Genomic DNA, 8,982 nt, shown 5'->3' on the forward strand with positions numbered 1-8,982 from the left:
GGGGGTTGTCCCTCGAACCAGCCTCCGGTCCAGTGGAATCATCGAACCACTGGTCGTAGGATGATGGGAACAGACCCTTCCACTCTCTGCCATACACGACCTCCTTAGGCTCTGGCCTCCAGAGGGTTCGGGTGAGCTTGGATATTTCATCCCGGCCCTTGACCTGGTCAAGAGCCACGGTCCCCATCTGAGTGCCCCTCTGGCCGTTAAGGCTTGCAGGGGTCACGTTCTGGACCCGCTCCCAGGATAATGAAACGACCAGGGAACCGGCCTCAGACAGGGCGATTTCATGGGTCAGCCGCTTCTTCACCTTGACCGGCTCCGCGGAAACGGGGACTACCTGGGCCCTATCGCGGCCCTCGGTCATAATCCGGTCGAAATCAGACATGCCAGCGTATTCGCTGGCCATTGTGGTGCTTGCAGATTCGTCCATAGCCCTACTCTCCCAACAGAATCAGGATGCAGAAGTCCCCCCATCGGGTTCACACCCCAGGCACGTAAGGGCTGGCCGCTTTGCCAACCCGGCCTAAATCCTGACCAAGTACCATAATACAGTCTGAGGATATAAACCCTCTGCTGGTAATGTGTTGGTACCGGTGGGTCCTGGGTACCCCATAAAGCCCAATAAGTATTATACTTATTGATATTTCAGCATCTACCCCGGATGCTACCCAGACCAGGATTCCTATATTTCAACGAAAAGCCAGGGGGTTTTGATGCAAAAACAGGAGTTCTAGGGGTGGGGGGACCCTCTACAATCGCCGGTATACCTTCTACGGCAGGCAGCAAGGCCCATAACATGCTGAACCAGGGGTGGAGCCCGGCTCAGCATGCTGCGAGCTAGGAATTTATTATGCTGAATGCTCAATTTAATACACTATGAGGTAGCTCGCTCTTTTACCAAATCAGATAACAGTATGTCATCGTCAATTGAATTATTATAATCCAGACATGCATATCGATGTAATGTCGTCCCTCACTGCCAAGGCCTCCCTGCCGATGATATGGCACGGAGGGCATCTCTCGGTCTCCGGTCAGCTCATCGGGGATAACGGCCTGCCATTGGAAGGTGTCATGCTCGACATAGCGACCTCCCAGGGACAGGTGGCCGTGGTCCAGACGACCAAGGGTGGATTGTACAGCACCATGGTCAGGGGGCTGGAGGAGGGTGTGCTGACCATTTATGTGTCCTACAATGGCAGTACCACCAATGGATTCGCCCAGGGCAGCGTGGATGCACTGGTCACGCCATGGGCATACGGGCTGTATTTCGGAGTGCCCATCGGTGGCCTGCTAGGCGGTGCAGCGGCGGTCTGGTGGTATCTCAAGAGGAGGAAGGATTAAGTCTGGCCAATACTATGTGGGATTGAGGTATCTCCCTGGCAAGGCATTTCCAAGAGTGCAGAGCAAGACGTGACCTTGAGTGGGAGCTGCAAACGGGCGTCAAGGAGTACATCCAGTCCAGCTCCAAGGATGACCCCTACTATGCATTGGTCACCGGCGCATTGCACGGCGCTCCAGTTGATTATTCCCAGACCCAACCATATGTCGATGCCGTCGTAGAGAAAGGCCCGGAGGCCTGGTTGGATGCCGAGAAGAACATGGAGTTCCTGAACAAGCCCATCAAAGCACAGGGCGGGATGGGTTATAGGTACGAGTTCTCGAAGAAGAGAGCACCCGTCTTAGCCGAGCTGTCCAAGTGCTACTTACACAATCAGCAGGTCGGGATGAACGACCGCGAAGCAGCGCTGAACTGTGCGCACGTCCATCCCCACGATTTCAAGACCAAGAGAGCGCAGAAGAAGAGAGCGTACCGCCTGATACCCGGCATGGGCCGGAAAGGAACGGCGCTGATGAGGGAGTACCTGGGCGATGACAATGCAGTTGCATTGGACCGCCAGGTCTACAAGTACATCTCAGAGAAGCATGGGTTCATACCGTCCGTCAAGCCACGCCTCACCAATCATGGCATGTCCATCCCTGATAAAGCTCAGGAAGAGGGGGAGTACCTGGTCAAGAAGCTGGCAGCCGAGTGCGACATGACCCCAGCAGATTTACAGGTGGCGGCATGGACCTGGGGCGCTTGTGATTCCCGGACCAGGACACGAAGGAAGCACAGAGGAAGTTCGACGGTCTGGCTCGGTCCCGATTTCGTCCTGGACTGTGATGACCGCGAGAAATATTATCTGGCCAAGGGGCAGAGCCCTCCGTAGGTTTATCATCGTGCAGAACCATTACTCCAATGGGTATATCCGATGAACAAGGAATGGTTGTGGCCTATTGCATTGGGCGGTGCAGTGGTGGCGGTCGATTACTTTCTGAAGAAGAGACAGATACATCCACCTTTATTCGATTCGGAGATGGGTGCTGAGCAGCTACCATATCCTGACCCCGATGCTTCCTACGTGATGAGCGATGAGGAGATGCTCTCCCTGGATTTTTCTGAGCTTGAAGATTCACGTCAACACATAGGGGCGGTGAACCTCCCGACACTCTCTCTTGCTAGTTCCAGAGTGCCCTATTGCTCTACCACCACTGGCTGCGGGACCAATTATGTCAAGAATCTCATAATCCCCTCGGTAATGAAAACCATGGCTGTGAGCCTATATGCCGCCAGCAATTACCAGCTCGCGGCTGCTGTGAGCAACGCTACAGCCTATGTAGGTAGGGTAGTATCCTATGTTTCCGACTCCCAAATCTGCTCCGGTAGGTCCGAGTGCTTCCACAATGCGAGCTGGATATGGAGCAAGCGCGTAGGGACCGGCGACGAGCGTGCAATCCTCTTGGCCTCCCTCCTCCGTAACTATAGCGCTACATCCAACGTCGTGGTCGGTTATGTTAAGGGACCTATCGGCAACACGGGCAAGACCTGGGGTCCGGGTGCGACCAAGAAGGTGTGCGCATGCATCTCCATGAACCATGCATGGTATATCGCGGACGCGATGGTGCCTATCTTGTTCCCCTTCTCCTCCGCAAGCTACTATGGCTACTACAACCTCTACCAATACGCGAGGTGATGACGTGGCAATCAAGAGCGAACATCTGACAGCTATCCTGGCCGGATGTGCCGCTGGTGCCATCGGTTATCTGCTGTTTCAGAAGATGCAGGCCCCCCCTCCCGGCCCAAGCCTGACCATCCAGTGCGTCGATTCCATGTCCTATGGAGATACGGTGAACATCGACATAGTTCTCATGGATGGCAGTACGCCGATTGTAGGGACGTACATCAGCATCTTTGCGTACCGTCCTGATGCGAGCATAGGCTTCAATGGCTATATGGCCACGGACGAGAACGGCATAGTATCTTTTCCATTGACCCCGGACCGGTTGGGGACATACACAATCACCGCCACTACCGTAGGGGAGCTGCAACTGGACGCATCCAAGGAACTTGAGGTCCTGGGAACATATCAGGCATGACCTCATCTAAACCTTAATCAACTGTCAGAACAATGTCTGTACGGTATATCCCATGGTCACGCTAACTGATGGTGTGCTGTATGACGACGGCGTTGCTTTTGTAGGTCGCGGCACTAACGACTCCTATACACTGGCACATGTGCTCTACACAGCCACGCATGGCGAGACCTGCACACCATCTTCCACTGGAGTGCCCACCGTGGCCAACTTCACGGTGGCCTTCAATCCCCGGAATGCGTCCGAGGTGGCGACCTTCGGCTACCGCTATGGCACTGGACTGATACGTGCCGGTCACAATCTGCTGCGCCTAGGGCTGCACTCGACCGAGGGCGTCATAGCCATGTTCGACTCGTACATCGATGACCCGGCCCAGTTCGATGCCACGCTCAAGGCCTTCCTCCAGGGACTGGAAGCGTCCGGGGTGTACTTCGTCATCGGTCCATTGGGCTCGTTGTACAATAATGTTTACACAGCCACCCTGGTACGCCTAACATCATCCGGTGCGTCCGGTACCTCCACCACCGACAACCTGGTAACGTCCACATCCACTTCCTTTGACCTCTGGACCACCTTCGTCGCCCACGTCTGTGACATATGCTCGGCCTTCGATAACTTCATCGCTGTGGAGCTGATGAACGAGCCCGACCAGCACAACGTCAAGACCGCGGTCTGGGAGGACATGGGCACATCATGGGGAATCGGTGGCGACAGGCAGACGGCCTTCATCAACTGGGTCGATGATATGGTCACGTCCATACGTGGCAAGCTTCAGTACCCGTGTCGCCTCACCAATGGAATCACCCCCTTCGATGGCACTCCCTTCTGGGATTCGTCCATCTATACTATCAATCAGGCCGCTGACTACATCAACAGGATGAGCCCCGGACTGGATGGTGTGGGCTTCCATGCCTATGAGTTTAGCAGCAACTTCTGCGACAACTATTCGTCGTCCATCAACTACAAGTGCTCCCCCGGACCGTGCATCAATCCTGAGGCCTCGACCTGTCACTGGACCGGGCTGATGGGCGCGATAGTCAACGTGGCCGAGGGCGTCGGTAAGTTCGCCATCAACACCGAGTGGGGCAGGTTCGAGGATGGCTGGCAGGCCTGGAAGGAGTCTCAGGCCATAGACATGCAATCGGTCGGCATGCACCATGCGTGCATCGTCCCGCGTGCGGTCCCCACCAACGGTGGGGAGACCATACCCACCGGCTGGGAGACCCTAGGCTCCAGGACAACGGGGACCTGCGATTGTGTGGTCGACAACGCATCTGGGCGTCTGAGCTGTGATTACACACAAGCGGAGTGGAGCGTGCGCTGCCCATCATGCACGTACACGCCCACAGGCTCTGGACCGAAGACCCTTCCAGGCAACGGTGCCTACATACCTCCGCTCCTGGCCGTGGCGGGCATAGGTCTTGCCACATGGCTGTTCACACGAAGATAATAAATACTGGTCCGCTGGTAATAGTAACGTGGTCGAACTAGATTTGGAGCACTTCGAGCAACGACTTGACCTGGAGATGAAGAGGACGGAGACCAAGCGCACCTATGTCAAATCGGTGCGTCTGTTCCTTATCTGGCTCAAGAAGAACAAGAGGGCCATGGACTCGGAATCGGCCATCGATTTCTTTGTTTTCTTGAAAAAGAACTACCTGACCGACGAGGGCAAACCCCTCAAAGCATCCTCGCTGCGCACCTACCAGTCCGGGCTGAGAGCGTACTTCAGGCTCTCGGAGAAGACCTTTCCCAAGGGCATCAAGGTACCCGCGGTCGTGCTGGACGAGCCCAAGTATCTGTCCTTCGAGGAGTATACCGCACTTTACAAAGCAGCGTATGATGGGCTGGAGAGAGCGATGCTCTTGACAATATATGCCACGGGCATGCGTATCGGTGAGGCCGTGTCGCGGACCATGGACGACCTCATCAACTGGGACGTTCAGGGTAGGGAAGCTTTGTACATTGGCTCTAAAGAGCAGTTCAGGGACAAGACCAATAACCCCGCGGTCATACCGCTCACCCCATCTTCGGTGAGCGAGCTGCACCACTATTTTGAGCTATTGGAGAAAGAGCTGGGACGCAAGCTCAGGCCCAATGACCCCTTGTTCATGAGCGAGGGGCGAGCTATACCGACCAGGACCGCGAACGACATCTGGCATCGCATGGTCAAGCGAGCGGGCATCAAGGTACCGGAAGGAGAAGGCTTCGGTTGGCACATCATCAGGCACACCAGGGCCACGCACCTCAGGATGCAGGGCACCCCGTTGGAGGACATCGGCTCCACCCTGCGCCACCGGTCCATGGCCACCACATTGAGGTACGCGCACACCGACACCGAGGCCCTGCGTTCATCCACGCGAGGCAAGGACCCACTGACCGGTGGCGAGTAAGTAAGATAGATGGAGGGAAAGCATTGAGCAAGCTGCATAATGTTCTGGACAAGCACGAGGATGGGACGCAGGCCATTCGCAAGTTCAAGAAGGAGGACCAGCCGTGCATGGTCGCTGAGTGCACGAGCAATGAGGGCTGCTGTATGAAGAGGTTCTTTGCCGGGAACAGACCTGAGGGCTACGGCACCACGCGCTGCCCTGGGTACATCCGCATAAGCAAAGCGACCCAGCGCCCGACGTCAGTAGGCTTCAGGCCGGTCAAGAAAGGCAAACCCAAGAGAACGAAGAGCGGTAAGCAGCTTGCGATGGAAGATTTAATCAGGTGATAAGAAGTTACCCCATCGTGGCAAAACCTCCCACCGGGCAGATGATAAGGGCATACTTATTGAGCCTTGGCCCTGGTAAGGACTATGTGTACAGCATCTACAAGCACGTCCGCGCCGAGTGCGAGGTCAATGGGTGGAGGCCCCCGAGCGCTAAAGCAATCACCAACTACATGTCCACCCTGAAGCGCCTGGGCCTGGTGCTCTCCGTGAACACCGAGGAAGCGCCGGAGCTTACCGGGCGCATCAAGTTCAGGAGCTACTATCGCATCAATCCCGCAAAGGTCGCGGACCCTGGATGGGGCAATGCATACAAAGCGGCCTACCCCCTGGCATATTTAAAATAACTCTCCTGGCCCTTAGAATCGTCCACGAGGGGGTCGGAGGACGAGGAGGAGAGGGGGGCCAGGAGCATGGTCAGCGTAATTTCTTCCAAGCGTAGTACACGAGGTACAGAGCACCGAAGGACGCAAGGAGGACGATGCCCAATGGAACGGCCTCTCCCACTCCTGGAGACGCCGTTCTGGCCTCCCAGCCTTCGACCCTATTGGTGAGCTGGATATAGTCCTCGTCCACACCTGCACCAGGTCCATACAGTCCTGTATCCATCGGAATACCTCAGCCATGTATGGCCGGAGGAAGAGATATACTTGGCGCTCTCGACCTAATCCTTATGTAGAATATGCGGGAATGCCTGCACGTCTCCTTGTCCAGCGACAGCTTGTGCCTGCACGGTAGATAGCACGGCCCCTGGTCCTTTACACAGGTACGGCATTGCCTCCATTGCGGTGGCTGGAACACGGATGTACCTCGTTGCCCTAATATGGCGTCTGAGAGCTTAGTAGTGGTGACGATGGACCAGAACGACCATTGACGTAATAAAAAAATAAGAGGTCTTAAGTGGGTTCTATCCCGCTCAAGAGCGTTACTTTTATGGGCACAGTGTCGCCCGGTCTGGGATTCTGGTTCAACACCTCGATGGTCATGTAGGTGGGTCCAGGCTCCCTGCATACGACCGAGAACTGCTTGGAACAGGGCTTGTTGTCGGCATCACCGGCATAGGATAAGGCGACCGCATATGTTCCAACCAGGTCAGCGATAAAATCTATGCTGCCCGCTCCGTTCTCATCGGTGATTATGTCCGACACATGTATCGACCCATTGGGGTCGGTTATGTCGGCCTTGATGTTCTTTCCTTGTAGTCCGCTCATCTTCTTCAGCTCCACCAGATAGACGTCGACATTGATGGTCTCACCCAGGGCAACGGACCGTGGGTATGTGAGATACATACCTGTCTTCTTCCTCCAAAAATAAAGGAAATAGTACCACATGAGAGACCCCAATGTCAACCGCTTGCTGAGAAAGATAACGGGTCATTCCCTATGTAATGCTTATCGTGCCTACTTTTTACACACCTGACGCAAGGCCCTTTTGACCACGCCCCCGTGGACCTTCTCCTGATTGGCAATGGCATTGAATTTCCCACCTAAGCCGCGATACCCAGCCCTATCCAGCTCCACAGCCAGCTTGCGATACATGGCCACGCCCTCGGCCTCGTCCTTGGCAGCTCTTCTGAGAATGGTACAGGCCTTGGACCTGGAGTTGGTCATCGTTTCACATTCCCAACCTTGTATCCCAAATCTTTCAAGAAGTCCAGGACATTCTCTGCCCTCTCAGTGTTTGTAATTGGATAGTTCACTGCCATGCCCCTTTCGTTCCATGCCATATTGATTTCAATATCCATCTTCTCATCGGCTACACCGAACCTAAGAGCACTGCGATACTTACCATGGGTCTCTCCAGTCTGGCTGAACTCAATGGTCGAGCGCTTCTTTCCTTTAGAGATTTGACAGTCGACGTCATACCCCATCATCAAGGCCTCTTCGATGCCAGTGAGACAGCTTTTATGTTTTTTTACCATATGCTCATCTCCTTCTGCCCCCCAGCCCGAACCTGGCGAAGAGGATGGTGCCCAACAATACACCGGCGATGACCGCGACCGTCCCCGGAGATAGGCCTTCACTCCCAACTTCTACACTGGGTGGGGGCCAGGTCTTGGATGGGATGGGTCCATACACACCGTATCTATCAACCTCGTACTGAGCATAGACTCCCTGGGGGGCGCATGTTTGGCAGGCCATGGATATACCACTAAGGTGTATGGAAATAAAAGAGCTTAAAGTGTTTGATGCTCAGGGCGAGAACCCGTCACCATTGAGGGAGTAGCTGGAGAATGTGGAGCAGCTATTGCCGGAGTCCTGCCCTGTGGGAGCGCTTCTGGAGTATGTGATGCAGCCGCTCTTGACGTCATCGTTGATGTTGTTGGTGACCGAATTGCCGGTCGTGGTGGCATCGGCAAGCACTATGCCCCAACCCATCCCAGTCTCCACCAGGTTGTTGGTGATGGTGTTCCCCGTGGAGGCAACCGCAGTACCGCTAGACACGACCCCGCCATAGGGATATTGCTGTAAGCCCACGTTCCAGGGGTCCTTCGCCCCTCCAGCGTCATAATATTGTCTCGCAGGTGTCGCCAGATAATTGTTGCGGATTATGGAGTTCTGCCCTGGCTCGAAGTCCACAGTGTGCATGGAGCAGCGGTGGATGATGCAGTTCTCCACTAGCATCTTACCCCGGCCATAGCTGCCCGTGGTCCTCATGCCTCCATTGGCCATGGCCACGCCGTTGCCCCACCCGTACTTGCCGGTCTCATAGAGCAGGCCGATGTTCGCAATCACGCAGTTCCTGACCGTGGCATGATAAATGGTCCCGCTAGGCGTCGTGGTCGCAGCACAGTACACGCCCGCTTTTCCAAAGTTATGGATGTAGCAGTGCTCGATGAACACGTTGGT

15 protein-coding genes are annotated in these 8,982 nt (G+C 55.3%); 8 read left to right on the forward strand and 7 right to left on the reverse strand.

Features of this window, described 5'->3' with window-relative positions:
• The coding region (locus WC359_13935; protein ID MFA5401545.1) for a hypothetical protein at positions 1–433 on the reverse strand (433 nt) is incomplete at its 3' end.
• Between the two features lie 533 nt (positions 434–966).
• Here WC359_13935 and WC359_13940 point away from each other — a divergent pair.
• From WC359_13940 to WC359_13975, 8 genes are all read left to right on the forward strand, one after another.
• Positions 967–1,344 carry a hypothetical protein gene (locus WC359_13940; GenBank protein MFA5401546.1) on the forward strand — a complete coding sequence of 126 codons (378 nt, stop codon included), beginning with the start codon at positions 967–969 and terminating at the stop codon, positions 1,342–1,344.
• A 146-nt stretch (positions 1,345–1,490) separates the two neighbouring features.
• Positions 1,491–2,213: a hypothetical protein gene (locus WC359_13945; GenBank protein MFA5401547.1), complete on the forward strand. Its 723-nt coding sequence runs from the start codon at positions 1,491–1,493 to the stop codon at positions 2,211–2,213.
• Between the two features lie 42 nt (positions 2,214–2,255).
• Positions 2,256–3,017, forward strand: a complete 762-nt coding sequence (locus WC359_13950; GenBank protein ID MFA5401548.1) for a hypothetical protein — start codon at positions 2,256–2,258, stop codon at positions 3,015–3,017.
• A complete protein-coding gene (locus tag WC359_13955; protein MFA5401549.1) occupies positions 2,983–3,420 on the forward strand; it encodes a hypothetical protein in 438 nt (145 codons plus the stop codon). Before WC359_13950 ends, WC359_13955 begins: the two co-directional genes overlap by 35 nt.
• Positions 3,421–3,472: 52 nt before the next feature.
• On the forward strand, positions 3,473–4,867 hold the full coding sequence (locus WC359_13960) for a hypothetical protein (protein MFA5401550.1): 1,395 nt from the start codon (positions 3,473–3,475) through the stop codon (positions 4,865–4,867).
• A gap of 28 nt (positions 4,868–4,895) precedes the next feature.
• Positions 4,896–5,810 (forward strand): tyrosine-type recombinase/integrase, encoded by a 915-nt coding sequence (locus WC359_13965; GenBank protein MFA5401551.1) that lies wholly within the window; start codon positions 4,896–4,898, stop codon positions 5,808–5,810.
• Between the two features lie 23 nt (positions 5,811–5,833).
• Complete coding sequence (locus WC359_13970; protein ID MFA5401552.1) at positions 5,834–6,136, forward strand: hypothetical protein; 303 nt, start codon at positions 5,834–5,836, stop codon at positions 6,134–6,136.
• The gene (locus WC359_13975) at positions 6,133–6,480 is read left to right on the forward strand and encodes a hypothetical protein (GenBank protein ID MFA5401553.1); all 348 of its coding nucleotides are present in this window, start codon (positions 6,133–6,135) and stop codon (positions 6,478–6,480) included. The genes WC359_13970 and WC359_13975 overlap by 4 nt, the downstream gene beginning before the upstream one ends.
• A gap of 70 nt (positions 6,481–6,550) precedes the next feature.
• Here WC359_13975 and WC359_13980 read toward each other — a convergent pair whose 3' ends face one another.
• The 6 genes from WC359_13980 to WC359_14005 form a co-directional block, all read right to left on the reverse strand.
• On the reverse strand, positions 6,551–6,742 hold the full coding sequence (locus tag WC359_13980) for a hypothetical protein (protein ID MFA5401554.1): 192 nt from the start codon (positions 6,740–6,742) through the stop codon (positions 6,551–6,553).
• A gap of 287 nt (positions 6,743–7,029) precedes the next feature.
• Positions 7,030–7,422 carry a hypothetical protein gene (locus tag WC359_13985; GenBank protein MFA5401555.1) on the reverse strand — a complete coding sequence of 131 codons (393 nt, stop codon included), beginning with the start codon at positions 7,420–7,422 and terminating at the stop codon, positions 7,030–7,032.
• Positions 7,423–7,533: 111 nt separating this feature from the next.
• On the reverse strand, positions 7,534–7,743 hold the full coding sequence (locus WC359_13990; GenBank protein MFA5401556.1) for a ferritin family protein: 210 nt from the start codon (positions 7,741–7,743) through the stop codon (positions 7,534–7,536).
• A complete protein-coding gene (locus WC359_13995) occupies positions 7,740–8,054 on the reverse strand; it encodes a hypothetical protein (GenBank protein ID MFA5401557.1) in 315 nt (104 codons plus the stop codon). The genes WC359_13990 and WC359_13995 overlap by 4 nt, the downstream gene beginning before the upstream one ends.
• Before the next feature lie 4 nt (positions 8,055–8,058).
• Positions 8,059–8,274 (reverse strand): hypothetical protein, encoded by a 216-nt coding sequence (locus tag WC359_14000; protein MFA5401558.1) that lies wholly within the window; start codon positions 8,272–8,274, stop codon positions 8,059–8,061.
• Positions 8,275–8,325: 51 nt separating this feature from the next.
• Positions 8,326–8,982, reverse strand: a 657-nt coding sequence (locus WC359_14005; GenBank protein ID MFA5401559.1) for a right-handed parallel beta-helix repeat-containing protein, incomplete at its 5' end; no start/stop codon positions are given.

The sequence above is a fragment of the Dehalococcoidia bacterium genome, assembly GCA_041653995.1.
Lineage (GTDB): Bacteria > Chloroflexota > Dehalococcoidia > GIF9 > UBA5629 > CAIMUM01.